The organism is Pontibacter qinzhouensis (assembly GCF_008017455.1).
Taxonomy (GTDB): domain Bacteria; phylum Bacteroidota; class Bacteroidia; order Cytophagales; family Hymenobacteraceae; genus Pontibacter; species Pontibacter qinzhouensis.
On the sequence record NZ_VRTY01000069.1, the window covers coordinates 1 to 23975 of the forward strand.

General features: G+C 48.0%; 17 protein-coding genes. 14 read left to right on the top strand and 3 right to left on the bottom strand.

Annotated elements, in window-relative coordinates:
• Positions 1 to 483, bottom strand: a 483-nt coding sequence (locus FVR03_RS24995) for a hypothetical protein (RefSeq protein ID WP_255474268.1), incomplete at its 3' end; no start/stop codon positions are given.
• A gap of 22 nt (positions 484 to 505) precedes the next feature.
• On the opposite strand from FVR03_RS24995, the gene FVR03_RS25000 reads away from it, so the two are divergent.
• The 5 genes from FVR03_RS25000 to FVR03_RS16605 all read left to right on the top strand — a co-directional run bounded on the left by FVR03_RS25000 (position 506) and on the right by FVR03_RS16605 (position 4314).
• Positions 506 to 1042 carry an SRPBCC family protein gene (locus FVR03_RS25000; protein WP_255474269.1) on the top strand — a complete coding sequence of 179 codons (537 nt, stop codon included), beginning with the start codon at positions 506 to 508 and terminating at the stop codon, positions 1040 to 1042.
• A gap of 122 nt (positions 1043 to 1164) precedes the next feature.
• Positions 1165 to 1659: a YfbM family protein gene (locus tag FVR03_RS16590; protein ID WP_222707254.1), complete on the top strand. Its 495-nt coding sequence runs from the start codon at positions 1165 to 1167 to the stop codon at positions 1657 to 1659.
• A 713-nt stretch (positions 1660 to 2372) separates the two neighbouring features.
• Positions 2373 to 2549 (top strand): hypothetical protein, encoded by a 177-nt coding sequence (locus FVR03_RS24485; RefSeq protein ID WP_187270193.1) that lies wholly within the window; start codon positions 2373 to 2375, stop codon positions 2547 to 2549.
• 198 nt (positions 2550 to 2747) lie between these two features.
• Entirely contained in the window at positions 2748 to 3599 is an 852-nt protein-coding gene (locus FVR03_RS16600; protein WP_147922883.1) for a carboxypeptidase-like regulatory domain-containing protein, read from the top strand.
• Positions 3600 to 3687: 88 nt separating this feature from the next.
• Positions 3688 to 4314 carry a class I SAM-dependent methyltransferase gene (locus tag FVR03_RS16605; RefSeq protein WP_147922884.1) on the top strand — a complete coding sequence of 209 codons (627 nt, stop codon included), beginning with the start codon at positions 3688 to 3690 and terminating at the stop codon, positions 4312 to 4314.
• Positions 4315 to 4746: 432 nt separating this feature from the next.
• On the opposite strand, the gene FVR03_RS16610 is transcribed toward FVR03_RS16605, so the two are convergent.
• On the bottom strand, positions 4747 to 5967 hold the full coding sequence (locus tag FVR03_RS16610; RefSeq protein ID WP_147922885.1) for a porin: 1221 nt from the start codon (positions 5965 to 5967) through the stop codon (positions 4747 to 4749).
• Between the two features lie 76 nt (positions 5968 to 6043).
• Between FVR03_RS16610 and FVR03_RS16615 the strand changes: the two genes are divergently transcribed.
• From FVR03_RS16615 to FVR03_RS16630, 4 genes are all read left to right on the top strand, one after another.
• Positions 6044 to 6814 (top strand): IS5 family transposase, encoded by a 771-nt coding sequence (locus FVR03_RS16615; RefSeq protein WP_147922886.1) that lies wholly within the window; start codon positions 6044 to 6046, stop codon positions 6812 to 6814.
• Positions 6815 to 7248: 434 nt separating this feature from the next.
• The gene (locus FVR03_RS16620; RefSeq protein ID WP_147922887.1) at positions 7249 to 7962 is read left to right on the top strand and encodes an SOS response-associated peptidase; all 714 of its coding nucleotides are present in this window, start codon (positions 7249 to 7251) and stop codon (positions 7960 to 7962) included.
• A gap of 885 nt (positions 7963 to 8847) precedes the next feature.
• Positions 8848 to 9999, top strand: coding sequence for a DNA polymerase IV (gene dinB, locus FVR03_RS16625; protein WP_147922888.1), 1152 nt, complete (start codon positions 8848 to 8850; stop codon positions 9997 to 9999).
• Positions 10000 to 10357: 358 nt separating this feature from the next.
• Entirely contained in the window at positions 10358 to 13300 is a 2943-nt protein-coding gene (locus FVR03_RS16630; RefSeq protein ID WP_147922889.1) for a DNA polymerase III subunit alpha, read from the top strand.
• 150 nt (positions 13301 to 13450) lie between these two features.
• Here the strand turns inward: FVR03_RS16630 and FVR03_RS16635 are convergent, their stop codons facing one another.
• Complete coding sequence (locus FVR03_RS16635; protein ID WP_187270194.1) at positions 13451 to 14335, bottom strand: AraC family transcriptional regulator; 885 nt, start codon at positions 14333 to 14335, stop codon at positions 13451 to 13453.
• A gap of 439 nt (positions 14336 to 14774) precedes the next feature.
• Between FVR03_RS16635 and FVR03_RS16640 the strand changes: the two genes are divergently transcribed.
• The 5 genes from FVR03_RS16640 (at position 14775) to FVR03_RS16660 (ending at position 23735) form a co-directional block, all read left to right on the top strand.
• Entirely contained in the window at positions 14775 to 18410 is a 3636-nt protein-coding gene (locus FVR03_RS16640) for a PVC-type heme-binding CxxCH protein (RefSeq protein ID WP_147922890.1), read from the top strand.
• 264 nt (positions 18411 to 18674) lie between these two features.
• The gene (locus tag FVR03_RS16645) at positions 18675 to 20225 is read left to right on the top strand and encodes an MFS transporter (RefSeq protein WP_222707255.1); all 1551 of its coding nucleotides are present in this window, start codon (positions 18675 to 18677) and stop codon (positions 20223 to 20225) included.
• A 19-nt stretch (positions 20226 to 20244) separates the two neighbouring features.
• Complete coding sequence (locus FVR03_RS16650) at positions 20245 to 21150, top strand: sugar phosphate isomerase/epimerase family protein (protein ID WP_147922892.1); 906 nt, start codon at positions 20245 to 20247, stop codon at positions 21148 to 21150.
• 29 nt (positions 21151 to 21179) lie between these two features.
• Positions 21180 to 22307: a Gfo/Idh/MocA family protein gene (locus FVR03_RS16655; RefSeq protein ID WP_147922893.1), complete on the top strand. Its 1128-nt coding sequence runs from the start codon at positions 21180 to 21182 to the stop codon at positions 22305 to 22307.
• A 420-nt stretch (positions 22308 to 22727) separates the two neighbouring features.
• Positions 22728 to 23735 carry a universal stress protein gene (locus FVR03_RS16660; RefSeq protein ID WP_187270195.1) on the top strand — a complete coding sequence of 336 codons (1008 nt, stop codon included), beginning with the start codon at positions 22728 to 22730 and terminating at the stop codon, positions 23733 to 23735.
• Positions 23736 to 23975: the final 240 nt, after the last annotated feature.

The window sequence follows — 23975 nt, forward strand, 5'->3', positions numbered from 1 at the left end:
ACGGATAACTACCCGTAGAAGGCATCCAATCGCAATATGCCTGTGGGACGCCTCCTGCCAACGTACGTTACCTGCAATTACAATTATGAATTTTCTAAACAAGATATTGTCAACAGATATAAAAAAGAGAAGGTGGCTTTCTGTAGCCCTAACTATTCTGTTGGCAGGACCATTGACTGTTTGGGGAATATATGGTATTGGAGAATATGGGATTGCTCTTTTCATCTTAACGCCGTTGCTCATAGGGTTAGCCTCAACAATACTGTTCGGGTACAACAGAACTATAACATATAAGGAATCGAGAAATATTGCCTTTCTGACTCTTATAGTTTTTAGCCTAGGGCTAATGGTTTTTGCGATAGAAGGTCTGATTTGTATTGCAATGGCTGCTCCGATAGCCGTGCTACTAACATGGTTGGGCAGTTTTTTCGGCCACGAAATTATCTCCAAAACTCCGAATAGCTCAGCATCAATGATTCTCATAGTCATGGCTTCAATTCCAACTATGGCATTCATTGAAAAGGAACAAGAACCTCATCTTTCTTCTGTTGTAACTTCCATTGTAATTAATGCTTCTCCAGAGACTGTCTGGAAAAATGTAGTTGAGTTTCCAGAACTTGAAGCACCGACAGAATTCATTTTTAAAACGGGTATAGCTTATCCTATTAACGCAAAGATTGAAGGTAGTGGTGTTGGCGCAGTTCGCCATTGCAATTTTACAACAGGCAGCTTTGTAGAACCCGTGACGGTATGGGATGAGCCAAGGCTACTAAAGTTCGATGTAGTAGAACAGCCAGAGCCAATGAAGGAGATTAGCTTCTGGGATATTGACGCTCCTCATTTGCACGACTATTTTGTCTCTAAACAAGGGCAGTTCAAATTGACAGCACTACCCAACGGACAAACAAAATTAGAAGGTACAACTTGGTATTACCATAATATTAAGCCTGCACTGTACTGGCGACCTTGGAGTGATTTCATAATCCATCAAATCCATGAGAGAGTGCTGAGTCATATAAAAGTGAACTCGGAAGAAAAATAAAAGCAGGTAACAAAGTATAGCAGTAAGGCTTGCTGACGCTACGCCTCTGCTATACCAGCACGTTGGCGGTAACCTCAATAAAGAATTTCTTAAATATTTCTAAAACTACAGATTATTGAATCATGAGTATGATAGGAAATTTACTTCGAGTGACTAATTCTGAACTTGAAAAATATATACAGGATAGTTCATTATTGGAAAATAGAGTTTATGATGACGAAGCCGAAGAAGACTCAAATCTAGTTGACATAGACAAATCTTGGGAAGGAATACTTTTTTTATTAACAGGTCAGAATTTGGAAAACTCTGATCACCCGTTAGCAAGAGCTTTATTTAGTGGACAATTTATAGACAAAGACCAAGACTTAGGCTATGGGCCTGCTCAATATTTAACACCAGGCCAAGTAAAAGAGGTTAATGCTGAGATATCTAAATTAACAATTGATGAAATCAGCAAGAACTACGATCCAAAGAAGATGAGTGAATTAGATATATATCCTAATATCTGGAATGAAGAAGAAAGTTTGGAATATTTAACAGACTACTTCAGAACTTTGCAGGAAGTTTATTTAAAAGCAGCACAATACAATCAAGCCGTAATCACCTTCTTAAACTAAGATAAAAAGGCTTCACACAACAAGGTTCATACATAACCTTACACTGACGCTTCAGGATCTGAATACACTTATACGTTGTGAGTAAGGTAAAAGACGAACTAACTAATTTGGCAAAGTAGTGTATATTCAGTAAAAGAAAAACCAATGCCAAATATATACATTCATATCTGGATGTAACGGCGCTGGAAAGACAACAGCTTCTTTTAAAGTTCTTCCCAAAATGCTAGGATGCCTTGAATTTGTTAAGGCAGACGAGATTGCTCGCAGACTCTCTCCTTTCTAACCTGAAAAGGGGGCCGTTGAAGCAGGAAAAATAATGCTTCAAAGTAATTGACAAGCTACTTAAAAAGAAAGAAGGCTTTGCCCTTTAAACCACACTTTCTACAAGGAGTTCTGCGCCGACAATCAAGAAAGCCAGAGAAATTGAGTACAATGTTACCCTCGTTATATTTCTGGTTAGCATCTCCTGAGCTAGCGATACAACGAGTGAAGAACAAAGTAACAGAAGGTGGGCACAATATCCCCGAAGAAGTAATCCGTAGAAGATATAGAAAAGGAGTTAATATTCTTTTCAGTTGCTCATTACTATTTGCGACTAGTGGATCATTATTGATAACTCACCAACACCCTATAACATAGTGGCAGAAGGGCAGGAAGACCAGGAGTTAAAAGTACTGAATCAGTTAGTTTAGGAAAGTTAAAAGCGTTGAGCTATGAATAAGAATAAAATAGATACAGTTGATCTTGATCTACGGAACAAGATTTTAGAAGAAATAGACCTTGCAGTAGAGAGACTTATCCGCAGGAAACAAAAGGAAGACGGTGAACTTGTTTTCTCAAAGAATGGAGAGGTGGTGATAGTAAAGGCGAAAGATTTAGCGGCTGAGTAACAATCCCTCCCGGGAGGATTTTTTTTATTAACTTCATCCAAGCAGATTAAGCCATGAGTATTTCATATAAGTACCAGGACAAAAATATTCACACAATTTTATTTGATTAGTTTTACGCAAAATATTAATAGCCAAAATTATAATTTAAGGGTAATCTTTTGTCCTCTTGCTAAAGCACCGTCAACGACAGCATAATTTATGCCCAAGCGCGTCCTCCTTCAATTGTTTTTTTTACTTCAGGTTCTTTTCTTCTCCATGCCGTTACATGGGCAAACCATCATCAAAGGAACAATTAGAAGTAAAGCAGATAACGCTCCTATACCATTTGTGAATGTTGGTATAAAGCAGAAAAGTGTGGGTACAGTTGCGACTGCAGAGGGTGCTTTTTCACTCAAGCTTCTCCCTGAGCTTTTCGACGACAGCCTTACCTTCTCCGCAATCGGGTATCAGGAGTACTCGGTTCCTGTTAAAGTTATGCTGGCAGATAATGCTCCTGCCATTGTCCTTAACGAAAAAGTCAATACCCTTAACGAGGTTCAGGTTACCAGCAGAAAAGCCAGGACCCGGAAGTTGGGAGTAACATCGCGCATGCCATTAATAATGGGCAATGTAGAGACGAAAGGCTCTGATGACATAGTTGAGTTAGTACAGTTGATAGAGGTAAACGGCAGGTTATCTGATATTTTAGCTGCAAAATTTTACCTGATTAGCAATAAAGCCGACTCTGCCACCTTCAGAATTAACTTTTACAAGTACCATGGTGCAGGACCAGCGCAACGCATAGTAGAAAAAAGCATTATAAACCGCTTACCCTTAACCAAAGGCTGGGTGGCTGTCGACTTAGAAAAGTATAACATTACCCTTCAGGAAGATTTCTACTTAGGAATCGAATACCTGCCCGACAACCCTGGCAAAGAGAAGTTCCTTTTCTATTATGGTGCAGTTTTTGGCGGGCATACCTACAGCAGAAATGTGAGCCTAGGTAAGTGGAAAAAAACCACAGGAGGCAGGTTATCAGCTTACGTGACGGTGAGGCAAGTAAGAGAGTGAGAACAGATTTCGGTCTTGGCTTTTGCTTTTTAACATCCTCCTCAGGCATCACAGCAGCAAATAAGAAGCAGGCATAACAAAAATAACTATGGCAGAATTTTGGGAGTCGAGTTTTCAAGATAAAAGCACGATGTGGGGCTTTGATCCTGCAGATTCTGCTTTGGCAACTGCACAGTTTTTCAAACAGGAAGGGCTTTCTACCATTCTGATTCCAGGATTTGGTTATGGCAGAAATGCCAAAGTCTTTGCCGACACCGGATGCTTTGTAACCGGTATCGAGATATCAGAAACTGCCATTGCCTTAGCCCAAGATCACTTCGGAAATGGGCTTAACATATATCATGGCTCTGTTACTGCAATGCCCTTCGACCAGGAGTTGTACGACGGAATTTTTTGCTATGCACTTATTCATTTGCTCAACGAAAAAGAGCGCCTGAAGCTGATCGAAGATTGTTACAACCAGCTCAAGCCTGGTGGCTACATGGTTTTTGTGGCGATTTCTAAAAACGATGCGGCTTACGGAGCAGGAGAAAAACTAAGCAAAGACAGCTTTAAAACAAGGCATGGCGTGGAGCTTTTCTTTTATAATGCGGATGCTGTAAAAGCAGAATTTGGTGCTTATGGATTGATCGAATCTATAGAAATTAACGAGCCATCAAAGCCGACAGGAAACAAACCCTCTCAAAAGTTCTGGCAAATAACCTGCAGGAAATAGCAAATTCGGCTGGCGAGGCAAATAGAAGCAGATCGACCATTTCTATATAAAGAAACCTGGCTGGAAACCTGGCATACACAGCAGGGTATGAACAGGCTTTGCCTGAAAAAGATATTTTAGATAAATGGAGCTATAGCAATAGTAGTGGCAATAAATTCGAGTTCAGCAATCGTATCTGGAGTATGTTTCAACAAGTGCATAGGAGCCGGGAAGACATTTTCTATTTTTAAATTAACCAGTTCTGCCACTTTTAGCAACCCTCTTACCAACTCCTATATTCTTAGTTTAGGAGCTTCTCCAAATTAAAAATTAGAAATGTTGAAAAAGGCACCTCAATGGCCCGTTTAGAAGCTTTTTCGCTTGTTTTTTTAGTTAGGAGTTGCTGAGTTGTTAGCTTCGCTTATCAATAGTCTTATGTCTTGTTTTACAGCTTTAAATACCAAGCTCAAACTGCAGAGCGGCGCTCCAGGTGTCGGAGTTGGTGCTGGTGGGCATGTGCGTAAACGTAATATAGGAGACATTTGCCTGCAGCTTTACCCGGTGCCGGCGCAGGTATTTGGTAACGCCTGCCACATAACTTTCCTCCTGGCGCTCTACTGCCCTAATGGCTTCTGCGGGCGTAACGCGGGCATAGCGGCTGGCAATTTCGATGTTATTCCTGAAAAGGTAGCTCACCTGAAAATTCTGGCCGTGCCCGGTTATAACATGGCGGCTGTCGCCGGAGGTGCTTTCGGTAAAGGGATTCTCTGTGTTGCGGGCCATATGTTCCGCAAAAACAGCAAGCCCCTGGTATTTAACTAAGCCATCGAAGATGTAGGTGCGCAGGTCCCGCTCCTGGTACAGGTCCCGGCCAATTTGCCCGCCTGCCCGTCTGGCTCTTCTGTTATGGCTTAAGCCACCTGCCAGCGAAACCTTTACGTTTGGCTCCCGCTCCAGGTCACCCTCAAAGTAGTCGCCTTCGTTTGTGAACTTGCCAAAGGGCAGCAACTCCAGCCTGCCTGTATAAGCCAGTCCTTTGTTTGTGGTTATCACATTGCGGCCTTCGCCGGAAGTAAGGGCACTTTTAATGATGTAATAAAACCCGCCTACATGGTTCGTATAATAGGCCTGAAACCCAAAATCACGGTCTATGTTAAACGCAACATTTACAATAGAACGGTCTACAAACTGCTGGTCGCCGGATGAGATAACACGCTGCCGGTTGCCGGGTAGTTTCGTCTGCCCGAAAAAGAGCTGCAACTCAGGGGTAGGGCGGTAGTAAATAACAGCATCGCGCACCACATTAGGGCTGGTGTTTATGGCAGAGTTGTCGCGCATGCTCCAGTCCATGTCGCCCCTGGAGAAAGAGAGCTGTACCAGATACGTGAGCTTTGGCGAGAGCATAAACCCTTCGAGGCGCAGGCGCAGGCGCCGTACCCGTAGCTCAAAATCGGAGTCGGCCTGGCTCAGGCTTGGCTGCGGGTTCGAGAAGTAAATGGCCCGGTTCTGTATCCGGAAACGCAGGTTCAGTGAAAAAATGCTGTCTGGGGCAATAATGCCAACGCCCGTTTTCTGGCTGAACTTTACCTGGTGCGGTGTACCAGCCTGAGCCAGCGAAGCCACTGGGCGTATACACACACAGGCAGCTAAGGCAATAAGTAATCGTATTCTCATGCTAGTCTAAGAGCTTGTTTGGATTTGTGAAAAAGCGGGAATCGGTTTAAACTTGTAGTGACCAAACTATTCGTTTATGCAATCCCAATTTGAAGAGCTGACCGATTCCCAGTGGGAAATTATAGAAAATATATTGGATGACCAAAGGGAGCGCGAGCATAGCCTCCGCACGATGATGAACGCCATCCTCTGGGTCAACCGGACGGGTGTGCAGTGGCGAGAGTTGGATAAGACGCTATACCCCTGCTGGCAAAGCGTTTACTATTATTTCCGCAAGTGGACCCAAACAGGAGTGTGGGAGCATCTTAACGACACGCTGGTGATAAAGGAGCGCAAGCGGCAGGAACGGGAGGAGACACCGAGCATGGTTATAGTTGATAGTCAGAGCGTTAAAACTGTTGCATTTGTCAGTGAGGCTATAGGAATTGACGGGGGCAAGAAGGTCAACGGACGCAAGCGGCACATCGCTGTGGACACGCTCGGGCTGCCGTGGGCAGTGCACGTAACGGCAGCCAATGTCTCGGACACGGCTGCCGGCTGTGAACTGGTAGACCACCTGCATGGCAAGGTGCCCAGGCTGGAGAAGATAGCTGCCGACAACGGCTATCGCACCACCTTCACCGACCATGTGGAGGGAAAGTACGAGTGGGAGGTGGAAATAAAACAAAAGCCAGAATCAGCCAAAGGCTTTGTGCCAGAAAAGAACCGCTGGCCTGTGGAGAGAAGCTTTGGGTGGCTCAATTTTAGGAGAAGACTGGCTAAGGAATATGAAAAAACGGTGGAATCAGCTGAGGCAATGCTGCACATTGCTTTCATCTCTTTCCTGCTCAACAGAATAAGCACCTAAAAAACAGTTGATTATAAAATCCAAACAAGCTCTAAGGCTTGAGGTTAATACAAATAAAATATTGAGTGAGAATTCATGATAAACTACGACAAAAATCCATGGATTCAATCTTGATCTCATCCAGATGAACAGAAGGAGAAGAATCTTGTGCCTTGCTACTTGTGTCGTGTTTTATAATGGTATATAACTTCGACTTCCGGAAGTTAAAGCCCTGGCTATACCTTACGGTTATTTGTTTAAAAAAGAGGGCGCAGCTGTTAATTTTTAAATACAGGTTATCTTCAGTAGTTTGCTCCAGAAGAAAGGCTGACCAAACCGTACGATATGCAGTAGCTTTTTCTTTTCTGTGTTTGGGTTAGTCTACTGCAAAGCAAGACCAGGTTGAGAAAGCCGCCTTTTTTGTTTAAATTTAGAGGTAACTTACCATAGAACTTATGTGTGGCCGCTACTCCGTTAATAATAAGAAAGTACCTAAAGAGCATCGGTTTGCCGCGCTGCTGGAGGGGCTGGACTTTGAGCCGAACTTCGATGCCCGCCCTTCGCAGCAGTTGCCCGTCATCTTGCCCGACGCTCCTAAAGCTGTGCTGGCTACCTGGGCATCGCCGGAGAAGGAGCCGGACGGAAAGCCTACTTTGCCGTTTAACGTGCGGCAGGAAAACCTACTGTTCATTCCGCGTTTCCGGGTGCTGCTGCCCCGCAATCGCTGCATTATTCCGGTAGATGGTTTTTTTGAGTGGAAAGAAGTGGAGCCGGAAGAGGAGGAAGTTACGGCGGAGACGCAGGCAGGCGTGGCCCTTGATCTGTTCGGCAACCCGATCCTGAGCAAAATAGAGCGGAGCCGCCTGAAAAAAATGAAGCCACCCAAGCAGAAATACCGCTTCAACCTGAAAAGCGAAGAACCTTTTGGGCTTGCAGGGCTATGGCGCGAAGGCCTGAACCGCGATACAGGAGAACTGGCACCTTATTTCTCCATTATAACGACAGGTGCCAACACGGCTGTGGCTCCTTACCACGACCGCATGCCCGTTATCCTGACGCCCGAAAGCGAACAAACCTGGCTCAACAACCGCCTCCAGGAAAAGCAATGGTACAACGTGCTGCAACCCTACGACAGCAGGCAAATGGCTGTGACTGCAGTTAAAGACTAAGTATGTATTGCGCTTTGAGATACAAGACTCAGGATGTGCGGTAGTAGCGAAACAAAGATTCGTACTTCGTTAATCCACCTTTTGTCAGCCCTTTGAAATCTTGTGGGCGAGATCCATCAGCAATGGCAGTTCTGGGTATAAGATTAGCATAGGTGCTGTTTCTGCTGTGATAACGGCGAGTTTCTATTTTCATTCCGTGCACCTGGCAAAGATGTTCTCTTCGTTGCTACCTGACGCAAAATGGTTGTTGGAGTAGCAGTTACCGCACAAAAGAATTATTCTAATCAAAATGGTCTTCCGAAGGTTTTTTTGAGAAACAGTGTAAAGGGTCTCAGGCCTTATATTGTTTCATAATTTTTGGTTGACCTTAGTGTCCAAGCATTGCTATGCACGAAGAGCCGCTGTACGAATTACCTCTCCATTCATTGTCACCTGACAGTGAGCTCCTGTACTGCCTGCCATTGCCGATAGCCTTAAAAAACAAGATAAATACATCCTGCTTTTCCAGGTAGATAGTTTAAATATCATTCACTCGCCCTCTCATTCACTCCATCAGAATCTCATCTGCTTCTGAAACAACCACTTAACAATTAAACAATTAATAATCAACACATTAAATAATCAGCACATTAAACAAATTATTCTAATGAAAACACCCTTCCAAAGGGTTTTGATGCGTTTTAGACTTAGGGTTAACTGCTAATTTCAGTATGTAACTTTCTGATATAAATTCGATTTTAAGTAAATAACCTGCTGGTATGCTAATTTAATTAGTTAATTGTGAATAAATAATTCTAATATATGTAGCTTTTCTATATATATCTTTCGTATTTGCTAAAAATATTAGTAATAAATATACTAGTGCATTTAGCTTTTCAGGAGGATATGATAGAAACAGACAGCCGCACAATCGCTCATTTAGACCTTGATACATTTTTTGTGTCGGTGGAGCGCCTGCGCAACACACAGCTAAACAACAAACCCATTATTATAGGCGGCCTCTCCGACAGAGGCGTAGTAGCCAGTTGCAGCTACGAAACCCGCTACTTTGGCGTGCACGCTGGCATGCCCATGAAAATGGCCCGGCAACTTTGCAGCGAGGCCCAAGTACTGCGCGGCGACATGGAAGCTTACAGCAAATACTCTCACCTGGTTACGCAGGTCATAGCCGACAAAGCTCCGCTCTACGAAAAAGCCTCTATAGACGAACACTACCTCGATGTAAGCGGCATGGACAAGTTCTTTGGCACCTGGAAGTGGACCAACGAACTGCGCGACACCATTATGAAAGAAACAGGGCTGCCGATTTCGTTTGGCTTGTCGGTTAACAAAACGGTTTCAAAAATCGCTACAGGTCAGGCCAAACCCAATGGCAAACTGCAGGTAACCCAGGAGAAGGTAAAACCATTTCTGGCTCCGCTCTCTATCCGTAAAATTCCGGGAGTGGGGCAGAAGAACTACCAGCTGCTGCGCAACATGGGCATACCGACTATTGAGGTGCTGACCATGATACCGGTGGAGCTGATGCAGAAAGTACTGGGCAAGGAAGGCGTTCATATCTGGGAAAAAGCCAATGGCATAGACCGCGCGCCTGTTATTCCTTACACCGAGCAAAAAACCATCAGCACGGAGCAGACCTTCGCCACCGACACCACCGACATACGCCTGCTCAACAGCCTGCTGGTGTCCATGACGGAAGGGTTGGCGTTTGAGCTGCGTCGGCAGGGCAAACTTAGCGGTTGCATTACCGTCAAGATCCGTTACGCCAACTTCGATACGCACACGCAGCAACTCTCCATCCCGTACAATGCCTCCGACCACATACTTATCGCAAAGGCCAAGGAACTGTTTCAGAAGCTCTACAACCGGCGCATGCTTATCCGGCTGCTTGGGGTGCGCCTGAGCAACCTGGTGCAGGGCTTCCAGCAGATAGACTTGTTCGAAGACACCGCTCAAATGGCCATCCTCTACCAGGCCATGGACAAAATACGCCACCGCTACGGTGAAGATGCAGTAAAGCGGGCGGTAGGGCTCTAAGGCTTTGCCAAATTAAAAATTAGAAATTAAAAATTATCCTGGCGCGAGCGTCCTTGCTCGTGACGATCATTCCGCGGCCTCTGGCTGCTTTGTGATTCTTACAAGTCATACACCTGCGCCAAGAATATTTTCAGTAGCACCAGGCACAAGGCTTTCTTAAGAAAGGAAATCTGTGTTCAACAGCGGCAACACCCGAAGACCTCGCAGCGTGCGCAGCTCCTGCGAGCGTCTGGTGAAGAGGTAACAACAACAGCAGGAGCGTCAACTAACAGGACCAGATGAAACACCCATACCTACAGCACCGTCATCACCAAAAAAGTCTTGTGTTTTGTGTCCTGCATCTTGTGTCCACAAAAAAATGCTAGCATTTGCACACTCTTACTACAGCCTGCGCTACGGCACCCTGCCGGTGGAGGAGCTGGTGGCCGAGGCCAAAGCGAGAGGCTATAAGGCCCTGGCTCTGACGGATATTAATAATACATCTGGTATTTTCCCTTTCGTGCAGGCTTGCCTGAAGCAGCAGCTACAGCCACTGGTGGGTATCGAGTTCCGGCGCGATAACCACTGGCTTTACACCGGTGTCGCTCAAAACCAGCAGGGCTTCCGGGAACTTAACAGCTTTCTGAGCCGCTACCTGCTCCGGCACCAGCCGCTGCCCCATGTGCCTCCTGCCTTTGAGCATGCAGTCGTTATTTATCCTTTTTTGGAGAACAAACGGGAGCAGCCTTTGCGGGAGAATGAGTATATGGCCGTTGCGCCTAGCGACCTGAACAAGCTGCTCTTTTCGGATCTGCGGAAAAACCCGGAAAAGCTGCTGATGTGGGGGCTGTTCACCTGCCAAAACGAAAACGGCTATGCCCTGCACCGGCACCTGCGCGCCATCGACAACAACATTCTGCTTAGCCAGCTGCAGCCTGTTCATGGCCTGGCCGAAGATGCCTGCTTCTGCGACGCCAGCGAGTTTCTGGCCCATTACCAGCGTTTCCCGGAGCTGATCCGGAACACCGAGAAGCTGGTGGAGCAAGCAATCTTTACCTTCGATTTCAGCAGCCGCAAGAACAGGCGCACCTTTACCGGCACTACCTACGACGACAAGCTGCTGCTCGAGAAGCTCGCCTGGGACGGCCTGCGCAAGCGGTATGGCGCTCAGCATAAAGAGGCCAAAGAGCGGGTGGCGCACGAGCTGGCCATTATCGATAAACTGGGTTTCTGTTCCTACTTCCTCATCACCTGGGATGTGATCCGCTACTCCATGAGCCGGGGCTTCTACCATGTGGGGCGGGGCAGCGGGGCCAACAGCGTAGTAGCCTACTGCCTCCACATTACCGATGTAGACCCGATAGAACTGGACCTGTACTTCGAGCGTTTCCTGAACCCCAAACGTACGAGCCCTCCCGATTTCGACATAGACTACAGCTGGGACGAGCGCGACGAGGTGCTTGATTACATTTTTAAGCGTTACGGGCGGGAGCACACGGCGCTGCTCGGGGCCATGAGTACCTTTCAGCAAAACTCCATCCTACGGGAGCTGGGCAAGGTATATGGTCTGCCAAAGTCGGAGCTCGATGCATTGGTGGCGCAGCCGCAGGCCCCTGAAAATGCCAACCACCTTACCAAAGAGATTTTCCGGTACGGGCACCTGCTCACCGATTTTCCGAATGTCCGCTCCATCCATGCCGGTGGTGTGCTGATATCGGAAGAACCCATCACGAACTTTACTGCCCTGGATTTGCCTCCTAAAGGGTTGCCAACGAGCCAGTGGGACATGTACATTGCCGAAGAAATAGGGTTCGAGAAACTCGACATTCTGAGCCAGCGCGGTATTGGCCATATAAAAGAATGTGTGCAGCTGGTGCAGCAAAATAAGGGCATTAAAATAGATGCACACGATGTGGCGCGTTTTAAGCAGGACGAGCAGGTGCGGGAGCAACTGAAGTCCGGCGACACCATCGGCTGTTTCTACATTGAAAGCCCGGCTATGCGGGGGCTGCTCAAAAAGCTGCGCTGCGACAATTACCTGTCGCTGGTGGCGGCCAGTTCTATTATCCGGCCGGGCGTGGCGAAGTCGGGGATGATGCGTGCTTATATCCAGCGTTTCCACGACCCGGGCAAAATAGAGCACCTGCACCCGGTTATGGGGGAGCAGTTGCAGGAGACCTACGGTGTAATGGTGTACCAGGAGGACGTGTTAAAAGTGTGCCACCATTTCGCAGGCCTCGGCCTGGCTGATGCGGATGTGCTGCGCCGGGGCATGAGCGGCAAGTTTCGCTCCAAAGTTGAGTTCCAGAAACTGGTCGATAAGTTCTTCGCCAGCTGCCGCACCAAAGGCTACCCCGAGGCCACCATACAGGAGGTGTGGCGGCAGGTGGAGTCTTTTGCCGGTTACTCCTTCTCCAAAGCACACTCTGCCTCTTTTGCCGTGGAGAGTTACCAGAGCCTGTTCCTGAAAACTTACTACCCGCTGGAGTTTATGGTGGCTGTTATCAACAACTTCGGAGGGTTTTACAAAACATGGGTGTATGTGCAGCAAGCCGGTAAGGCAGGCGGCACGGTGCACCTGCCTTGCGTAAACCACAGCCTCTATCATACTACCGTTATAGGTCAAGATGTATACCTGGGGCTGGTGCACCTTCAGAACCTGGAGCAGAAGGTGGCTTATAAAGTGGTGGCGGAGCGGGAGGAGAATGGGCCATATATGAATCTTGAAGAATTTATCAGGTGCACGCAGATTTCGTTGGAGCAGCTTCTGATCCTGGTGCGGGTGCAGGCGCTGCGCTTTACTGGCAAAACCAAAAAGGCGCTGCTCTGGGAGGCGCACTTCCTGCTAGGGCATAAGGCTGGCAGCCACAACAACCCGCTGCTGTTCCAGGCGCCTGCCAAAGCCCCTGCCTTACCCGCTCTCCACGATACGCTGGAAGAAGATGCCTACGACGAAATGGAACTGCTCGGTTTCCCCGTCAGCTGCTCTTATTTCGACCTGTTGCAGACCATGGCTCGTGGCGATGTGGCCGCAAAAGAACTCTTGCAGTACGTAGGGCAGCAGGTGCGCATGATGGGCATACTCGTGGCAACAAAGCATGTGTGCACCGTAAGGGGGGATCTGATGCAGTTCGGCACTTTCCTGGATGCAGCCGGCGACTTTTTCGACACCGTGCATTTCCCGCCTTCGCTCAGAGGCTGGCCCTTCAGGGGCAACGGCGTGTACCTGCTCTATGGCAAAGTGGTAGAGGAGTTCAACTTCCCGAGCATGGAGGTGGAGAAGATGGCAAAGCTGCCGTTCCGAAAAGACCCGAGGTATTGAGGGAGGTAGAAAGTTAAAAAGTTTGAGAGTTAGAAAGTTAGAAACTTTGCTGAGCAGCCATTTAACAATTTAACTATCAACAATCAGCAACCAACAACCAGCAACCAATTATTCAGATAAAAACAGCCTTCCAACAGAAAAATAGCTTTTTTAATCGAAGGGTTGTTGCAGCAAGAGGCATTCTTTTTTGTATTGCAGGGGTGTTTTACCTGTAATGTCGCGGAATTGTTTGTTGAAGTTAGATAAGGTGTTGAAGCCGCTCTCGTAGCAAACCTGGCTGATGTTCAGGTCTTCGTCGTTGAGGAGCTTGCAGGCATGGCCGATCCGGATTTCGCTCAAAAAGTCGGAGAACGATTTGTTTACCCGCGATTTAAAGTACCGGCTGAACGAGCTTAAGGACATGTTGGCAATGGCAGCCACTTCTTCCAGCGAAATTTTTTTATCGAAGTTGTTGATCACGTGTTCGTACACCCGGTTCATGCGGTCTTTCTCCGATTCTTTGTTCAGGTTTACGTAACCGGCTGTGGCAATTGGGTGGCAGTCGTGCGAGAGAGCCAGGGTCTGCAGAATCCGGAGCAGCTGTATAAGGCTGTCTACTCCTTTGAGCCTGGTTAACGCCAGCATCATGTTGCTTACCCGTGCGTTCGTTGGGCCGGTAATTTCAAGTCCGCGTTTAGAGTTTTGCAGCAGGTGCAGAATATCCTTCATCTCCTCTTTCTGCTGAATGGTGTTACCCAGAAAATCTTCTTTAAAATAAATGACGATGCCCCGCGTCTGAAGCTCGCCTGTTTTCTCGAAATACTCGTTGTTACTGCGCCAGAGGTGGGGGAGGTCTGGCCCCATCAGCACCATATCGTTCTCCTTAAATGTCTTGATGTTGTCTCCTATAAACCGCGTGCCCCTTCCCTCCAGCACAAAGAACAGCTGGTACTCCGGGTGGAAGTGCCAGTTAGGGTCGAAATAAGGGGCAACAAGCTCTTTCAACATAAAAGCTTTGTTATCCGGTATGGCAGATTTTCGGGCTACAACTTTCAAGATTTACACCTGTTTTGCTTATATAGAGCGTAATATTATGAAATAGTTGGCAAAATACAGTCAGTTTTAGCTAACAAACAGTAGGTTTTTTGAAAAAATAATTAGGATTATTGTTAAGCTGATAAATTATCAGAGGCATAGAGAGGTTTGAAATAGAAAGCAGTAGAAGAGTAGCCAGCTAATTAAAATCCAGACAATCCTTTTCAGTAGGAAAATTTTTTGATTTAAAAAAATAACTATCGTAAGTTCGTTTATTGTTTTTTGAAGCGCTCCTATAACACTACATTTTAATATTTTATGCGAGCCCAAATCATATGCCTTTATATGGCAGGAGCAGGTAATTGGTTTAGATAAGATAACACAAAGTTACCACTGGCAGCATGACCTTCCTGCTTCACTTAAGGCTAAAAATTGCACCATTCATACCAAACAAACTCTTATGAGGAAGTTACTTTATATACTAATTGTCAGTACCACCGTTTTCAGCAGCTGTGCAAAAAAGACCCTTTCCGACCAGAGCGCGCAAACCTTGCCGCCAGCCAAACGCGTGGAGATTCTGTTTCTGGGGCACGATAGCAAGCATCATAACTCCGAAAAGTTTGCCCCAATGCTCGGGCTTCCTTTGTTCCAGAAAGGCATTAACATTACCTATACCTCCGACCTTTCTGATCTGACCCTGGAGAACCTGAACAAGTACGATGGCCTTATGATCTATGCCAATCACGATCAGGTAACACCAGAGGTAGAAGAGTCGATAAGAGCTTATGTGGAAGGTGGTAAAGGTCTGATACCAGTGCACAGCGCCTCTTTCTGCTTCCGCAATTCCGATTGGTATGTGCAAGCTGTGGGCGGGCAGTTTAAGTCGCACCGGGCAGGTACGTTTACTGCTGCCATAACCAAGCCCGAACATGAAATTATGCAAGGCTTAACTGAATTCGAAACCTGGGATGAAACTTATGTGCACAGCAAAATAAACCCGGACATGATGGTGCTGATGGAGCGGGTGGAGGGTAGCCACCGCGAACCCTGGACCTGGATAAGAACACAAGGCAAAGGCCGTGTATTTTATACCGCCTATGGGCACGACGAGCGTACCTGGGGAAATCCGGGCTTCCATAAGCTAATGGAGAACGGTATTTTGTGGGCAGTCGGTGATCAGGCAAAAAGCCAGCTGGAAAGGCTAAACCTGCCGAAGCCTATTTTTGCAGATGCCGATGTGCCAAACTACGAAAAGCGCGAAATACCTCCAAAGTTTCAGCATGCCTTAACACCCGCAGAATCGCAGATGCTGACACAGGTTCCAGTAGATTTCGACCTGCAACTATTCGCCTCCGAACCCGACATTATTAACCCCATTGCCATGGCCTGGGATGAAAAAGGCCGCCTATTTGTAATAGAGACAGTTGATTACCCGAACGAGGTACGCGACGAAGAAGGTGTTGGCAACGATAGAATAAAAATTTGCGAAGACACAGATGGCGACGGCAAAGCTGATAAGTTTACCATATTCGCTGATGGCCTGAACATACCTACCAGCATTACCTTCGCCAACGGTGGCGTGGTGGTGGCCCAGGCACCGCATTTCCTGTTCCTGAAAGACACTGATGGCGACGATAAAGCTGATGTAAAGCAAAAGCTGATGACCGGTTGGGGAAAAAGCGATACGCATGCCGGTCCTTCAAACCTGAAATACGGCCTCGACAATAAAGTTTGGGGTGTGTTAGGCTATGCGGGTTTCGAGGGCACCGTAAGTGGGCAGCAGCATAAATTCAGCCAAGGAGTCTATCGCTTCGACCCTAACGGGGAGAACCTGGAGTACCTGGGCCGCACCACGAACAACACCTGGGGCCTTGGTTTCTCGGAGGAGTTCGATGTGTTTATTTCCACAGCCAATGGTTTGCACAGTGCCTACTTTGCCATGTCGAACCAATACGTGAAACGTACGGTAGCAGGCGGCTCAGGTAACACGGTTTACAAAACAGACTCACACTTCGATATGCCACACGTAACACCTTATTTGCGGCAAGTAGATTACCATGGAGGTTTTACGGCAGCGGCTGGCCATAACCTGTACACAGCCCGAAACTATCCTAAGTCTTTCTGGAACAGGGTAGGGCTGGTGTGCGAGCCGACTGGCCGGGTGCTGCATAAGGCTGTGCTGGAGCGGCAAGGAGCAGGCTACACCGAAAAAAACGGCTTCAACCTGCTTGCCAGCGCAGATGAATGGTTTTCGCCGGTTCATGCCGAAGTAGGACCCGATGGCGCCGTTTGGGTAGCCGATTGGTACAACTTCATCATACAGCACAATCCTACTCCTCGTGGCTTCGATAACGGAAAAGGAAACGCCTACATTAACCCCTTGCGCGACAGCGGGCACGGCCGTATTTACAGGGTGGTGTATAAAGGAGCTAAACCTTACGAGCCCATGCAACTCAGCGCCGGCAACACCGAAGCCTTGCTGGCAGCCTTACAAAACGACAATATGTTCTGGCGCACCACAGCGCAGCGTCTGATAGTAGAAAGCCAGAACAAAGCCGTGATTCCAGGTTTGTATAAACTCATCAATAACCAGGAGGTAGACGAAATCGGCCTGAATAGTCCTGCAGTACACGCCCTGTGGACCTTGCATGGTTTGGGCGCTTTAGATGGCACAAACGCAGAAGCACTGGAAGTTGTAACCAAAGCGTTGCGCCACCCGGCAGCCGGTGTGCGAAAAAATGCCGCGCAGGTGTTGCCTAAAAATCAAAAATCACTGAACAACATCATTCAGGCAAACCTGTTGCAAGACCCGGATCTGAAAACACGTATGGCAGCAGTTTTAGCCATAGCCGATATGCCAGCCTCTGCAGAAGCAGGCAAACTGATTTACGCCGCCAGCCAGGGAGCCGAAGTCGGGAAAGATGAGTATCTGCCGCAGGCGTTTTTTGCCGCAGCCCTTACGCACCAGGATGGCTTTATGCAGGTAGCAAAAAAGGACCCACACATCGCGCACAAACCGGATTCGGTTCTTACGCTGTCAGAGCGAATAGTGAAAGGCCTCACGAATGAGCTTTACACCCTCAACAGGCGTTCTGCTATCATGTTCCCGCCAGATGTTGCCAATAAAGAAATTAAAATTGAAACATCTATCGGACCCTCTGCCAACGGCCTCGATGGGGTAGTGGTAGCACAGGGCGGTAAAGATGCCGGATATAGCCTCTATGTGCAGGATAATAAGCTGCATTGGGTCGTAAAACAACACGGTAAAACCTACAAAGCAAGCGCTGCCTCAGCCTTGCCGGATGAGCGCGTGTCGGTGGTGGCAAAACTTTTGGCGGGTGGCCACATGACAGTAACAGTAAACAACAAGCAAGTTGCCACGGCTAAAGCCCCTGCTTTGTTTGCACATGCCCTTACACCTTCCGAAGTCAGAGTTGGTCGCGATTTAGATAACGAAGATAAAATAGGCGATTACCCGAACAGGTTCTTCTTTAGAGGCGACATGCGCAACGATGGGCAGCTGGAATTGCACAAACCATCGGCCGAGGCCTTGGCGGCCGCTAAAAAGAAGGCTGCCCCGGCAGTTAAAGCAAGCACAGCCACTGCTGCCAGAACCGGAGCAAAACCTGCAGCCGGCAGCACTGCCGGTGCTAAAACGGCAGCCAGGTTAACAGCTGCTACCAAGTCATCTGCCAACAATGTTACCATCAACATAAAGGTAATCGAGCACGAAATGAAATTCGATAAAAAGACTTTCACAGTAAAGGCGGGCCAGAAGGTAACACTCCATTTCGATAATCCTGATTTTATGCAGCACAACTTCGTGCTGGCCAAGCCAGGCACCCTCGATAAAGTTGGTAATGCAGCTGATGCCCTGGCCAGAGACCCGAAAGGAGCCGATAAGCAGTACGTGCCGCAGATGCCGGAGATTATTATAGCCACCAAACTGGTAGATCCGGAAGGCCGCGAGACACTTGTGTTCACGGTTCCGGACAAACCCGGAGACTATCCATTCATTTGCACTGTTCCGGGGCACTGGCGGCTCATGAACGGTATTATGAAAGTGGAAGCCAACAGTCTTAGCAGCAAGCAATAATGCTGAATTATTCTAATGAAAAAGGCCTTCCGAAGCTTTTTATAGATTTTAGTTATAAGACCTTTAGATTAGTTAGAAAGTTAGCCTGAGCAGCCATTCAACAATTTACCAACCACAACTAAATTATTTGAATGAAAATGCCCTCCAGAAGGTAAACCTGAGTTTTTGAGTCAAGGGTTAATACTTTTTACATGGCTTATTTTAGGCAGCCGTGCTGTGCTACAACACCACCTCAGGATGTTTCAAGATTAACAAGATAAAAATATGCAAATGACGAACGAGCAAACAACTGCCCTATCTGATGCCCCTGATAAGAAATTATTTTGGGCTTGTTTCGTGGCCCTGGTCACCACTTCGTTTGGCTTTATTCTGCGGGCGCTCACGCTGCCGCAGTGGGGCGAAGAGTTCAATCTGACTAATACCCAGATCGGAGAGATAGCGGGCGTAGGACTATGGCCTTTTGCCATCAGCATCGTGTTGTTTAGCCTGATCATAGATCGTATCGGGTACAAAAATGCGATGGTCTTCGCTTTTATCTGCCACTCAGCTTCTGCTGTGCTTACCTTTTTTGCTACCGGCTACTGGTCGCTCTACATCGCCACGTTTATTATGGCGTTGGGTAACGGTACCGTAGAGGCTGTAACCAACCCGGTGGTTGCTACCATGTTCCCAAGAGAGAAAAGTAAGTGGCTCAACATGCTCCATGCCGGCTGGCCAACAGGTCTTGTCCTGGGCGGAATTCTGGCCCTGCTGCTCGGTGCCGAAACCAGCTGGAAACTTAAAATGATCCTGATCATGATACCTACCATCATGTATGGCATCATGATGTTCCCGCGTAAATTCCCGGTGAACGAGCGTGTGAAAGCAGGTGTGTCTTACCTTTCTATGTTAAAAGAAGTAGGAGTAGGCGGTGCGCTTATTGTAACGGCTCTTATCGTTTTCCAGCTGGGCTCCATCTTTGGCTGGTCCACTACCCTGAATGTTGCCATTACGCTGGGGATTGTGGGCGTGTTTGGTTTCTTCGTGAGAAGCCTGGGTCAGCCGGTCTTTATTTTCCTGAACCTGCTCATGATTCCGTTGGCTACCACAGAGCTTGGCACCGACAGCTGGATCTCAGACCTGATGGCACCGGAAATGTTTGCAATAGGCATTCAGGCAGGCTGGATTCTGGTGTATACCTCGGCTATTATGGCGGGGCTGCGCTTTTTTGCAGGATCCATCATTCACAGAATTTCGCCGTTGGGCCTGCTGGCCGTTTGTTCTGCCGTTGCCTGTGCCGGGTTGCTGCTGCTCTCGGTATCAAGCGGACTGATGGTGCTGGTGGCTGCCACGGTATTTGCACTTGGTAAAACATTTTTCTGGCCAACCATTTTGGGAGTAGTGGCAGAACGCTTCCCGAAAGGAGGTGCCCTTACCTTAAACATTACAGGAGGTGTGGGCATGATTGCAGCCGGTGTAATTGGAGCTGTTATCCTAGGCTTTGCACAAGATAAATCGATAGACCGAAACCTGAGCGCCTACGATGCCTCTAACAATACTGCCTTGCACGACACCTACGCCACCGAGCAAAAGACCAGCATATTCGGCGATTACCAGGCCCTGAACTCCGCTAAACTGGCTGGCGCCAGCGAAGAGGAACAGCGCAGGGTAGAGGTTATTCAGAACGAGGCAAAAAAAGAGGCGCTGCAGACAGTGGCTATTTTCCCTATCATCATGTTTGCAGCTTTCATCTTCCTGATGCTTTACTACCGGTCTAAAGGTGGTTACAAAGTAGTGGTGCTGGAGGAACAGGATAAAGAGGTGGTGTTAAAGTAATCGTATAAACAATCAGCCTATGAGTTTAGATTTAAAATTCGGTGTCAGCACCTGGCTCTGGACATCACCGTTCACCACCGAAACCACTTCGCTTTTCTCTAAAATAAAGCAGATGGGGTACGACATGGTGGAGATTCCGGTAGAGGACCCAGCCTTGATAGATGTGCAGCAGGTAAAGGAGGCGCTGGCGGAACACGAACTGGAGCCGATCATTTGCGGCGCATTCGGCACCAGCCGCGACTTAACCCACGACGAGCCAAGCTACCACCAGACCAGCCTGCAGTACATAACATCCTGCCTCGACATATGCGAAGGGCTCGGGGCCAGGTTCTTTGCAGGGCCCATGTACTCTGCCGTAGGCAAAGCCAGGCTGGTAACTCCGGAGCAGAAGAAGCTGGAGTGGGAGCGGGCCGTAACTAATCTGCATAAGGTATGCCGCCTGGCCGAAGACCGAGGCTTACAGCTGGCGCTGGAGCCCCTGAACCGGTTCGAATCAGACCTGATCAATACGGCAGAAGATGTAATGCGCCTGGTGCAGGAAATTAACCACCCGGCTGCCAACGTACTTCTCGATGGGTTTCATATGAATATTGAGGAGCCTGACATCGAAAAGGCCATCCGGTTGGTGGGCGACAAACTGCTGCATGTGCAGGTATCGGAGAACTACCGTGGTACTCCAGGCACCGGCCAAACCCGCTGGGACGCCTATATGCGCGGCTTAACGGCCATACAGTATAAGGGCGCTGTTTCGATAGAGAGTTTCACGCCGGAAGTAAAGGAGCTTGCCGGTGCTGTCTGCATCTGGCGGCCTCTGGTACCCAGCCAGGATGGTTTTGCGAGCGAAGGGCTGCAGTTCCTGAAGCAATGGGCTGCCACTGCCCAACCGGCAGCACAAGCCGTACCGCAGGCAACCACATCGTTCTAACATTCAATAACCCATAACATAGCATTAGTATGAGTGAGAAAAAAATTAACATCGCTATTGTAGGTCTGGGCTTCGGGGCAGAGTTTATTCCTATTTACCAGAAGCACCCCAACGCTAACATGTACGCCATTTGCCAGCGCACCCAAAGCAAGGTAGATGAAATAGGGGATGCCTTTGGCATAGAAAAACGCTACACTGATTTTGAGGAACTGCTGCAGGACCCGAACGTGGATGCAGTGCACATTAATACACCTATACAAAGCCATGCCGAACAATCTATAGCAGCTTTGCGGGCTGGCAAGCATGTGGCCTGCACGGTTCCTATGGCTACCACTGTAGAAGAATGCCGCCAGATAGTGGAACTGGTGCAGGAAACCGGCCTCACCTACATGATGATGGAGACGGTGGTGTACAGCCGTGAATTCCTGTTCGTAAAAGAGATGTACGAAAAAGGCGAACTGGGTAAGATACAGTTTTTGAGAGCATCGCACCAGCAGGAGATGGCTGGCTGGCCCGGCTACTGGGAAGGCCTGCCGCCCATGCATTATGCCACCCACTGCGTAGGGCCTGTGCTGGCGCTGCCACGGGCAGAGGCGGAGTACGTGTCTTGTTTCGGGTCTGGTAGAATAGATGAAGAGCTGATTCCAAAATACGGCTCACCGTTCGCCATCGAAACCTGCCATATTAAATTCAAAGATTCTGATCTGGCCGCTGAAGTTACACGCTCCTTATTTAACACAGCCCGCCAGTACCGCGAAAGCTTTGATGTATACGGCTCGAAAAAATCGTTTGAGTGGACGCAGATTGAGCACGAAGACAGCGTTATACACACTGGGGAACAGCCGGAGCGGGTAAAAATACCGGACTATGCACATCTTCTTCCAGCTGATATACAGTCGTTTACGCAGGCAGGCGTTTATGATAGCGATAGTAACCAGCACCTTTCCTTTATTCAGGGTGCAGGGCACGGAGGCTCGCATCCGCACCTGGTGCACGAGTTTGTTAGTGCCTTGGTAGATGGCCGGGAGCCTTACCCTAATGCAGTACAATCGGCTAACATAACGTGTGTGGGTATTTTAGCGCACGAGTCGGCTATGAATGGTGGCGAAATAATACAGTTACCAGCTTTTACCCTATCTGGCAAAGTACTCGCCTGAAAAGCATTAAAAACGCTTCTTCAGGAGTAACAGCAGGATTTTAGATAACAGCAAATGGCCCGACTTAGAAATAGGTTGGGCTATTTGCTGTTATCGCAATCAGACAACCCCTAGTAAAGTTCGCTGTTAAACAAAAGTATAGTAGCCGCAAACTGCCTGAACTGGTAATATAGCTGTTGTCCATTAACCTCAATTTCCTGACTCTTTAAGGTGTGAGAAATTGATATCAATTTATAGCGTATGTTAGTTTGTGAATACACTTGTTAAGTTATTGGAAATCAGGTTAAGGAGCTGATAAAGAAATTGGTTTGAGATGACTTTGGTCATATAAAAAAGAAGAAGGTTGTACTATCTTTATTTTCGAGGCCAGTTCTAATGCAAAGGCCCAGAATCTTATGTTTTACCTTAAAGCCTGCTGTCATGAAAACCATACTTGTGCCCATCGACTTCTCTCCTGATTCTAAGAACGCCCTGCTGTATGCGCTGGAACTGGCGCAAAAGCCGCACATCAGAATAATAGTTTTTCATGCTTTTTACCCGGCAGCGTTACCACCGGCTGCCTACGAAACGCCATCGTTTATTCAGAACCTGGAGCGGGTGAAATGCCGTGAACTGGAGCAGTACGTGAACGTGTGTAAAGAGGCTGCGCCGCACGATTATGTGTTCGACTTTAGGTGTGCCCCCAAGGTAACAAAACCGGAGAACCTGGTGCCGGGCTACACAGAGCAGGTTTTTCATACGATTGTAGCAGTGCAGGAGCCACAGGAGCGTTTTGCTGACCAGGTAACGTGCGTAGCCAGAATGGGAACAGTGTATGAACAGATTCTAAGTGTAGCCGAGGCCTATGAAGCAGACTTGATAGTTATGGGCATGCAAGGTGGCAGCGCACTGGAGCAGGCCCTGATTGGCAGCACCACGCTCTCGATTATGCGCAATTGCTCTGTGCCGGTGCTGGGTGTGCCGCTACATGCGCGGTTCCGGGGCCTGCGTTCGGTGGTGTTTGCCTCAGACCTGAGCAGACAGCCAGATAAAACCCTGCTACGGCTCCTGCGCGGTTTCATGAAAACCTTTAAGCCCCGGCTTGAGTTGCTGCACCTGCACCGCCAACAAGACATGCAGGCGGAATACCGTAACGTGGAGCGCACCCTCGAAGCGTTTGATGAGCAGCTACACGACATCGATTACAAAGTGGTGCTTCGGCAACGGCCTGAGGTAGTAGCAGGCATACGGGAATACCTGCAGGAACGCCAGCCAAGTGCCCTGATCCTGAGCCCTCAGAAGCATACCTTTATCAAGCGCCTCTTCAACAAAAGTGTAACTGCCCAAATGGTGGCTTACCACGACGTGCCCTTGCTAACGCTACCATCGTCGCGCACTAACTGGCAGGAACGTGAGCCAGAAGAGTTGGAAAAGGTTCATGAGCATTAACAAAGACTACTTTTTGAGCCAATTTTTTTAATTCTGATCCTAGGCTATACCCAAAGCAAACTAACTATAGGTCATACCTGGTAGCTATAGCATGAGGTGCTGCTGCAGACGCTGCCGCGAGCAAATTATTTACATGAAAATAGCCTCCAGAAGCAAAAAATGACTTTTGTATCCAAGGGGAATTCCTTCTGAGGATGACAACAATATTAATTTTCAATACATAATTGGCCCTTAAAATTA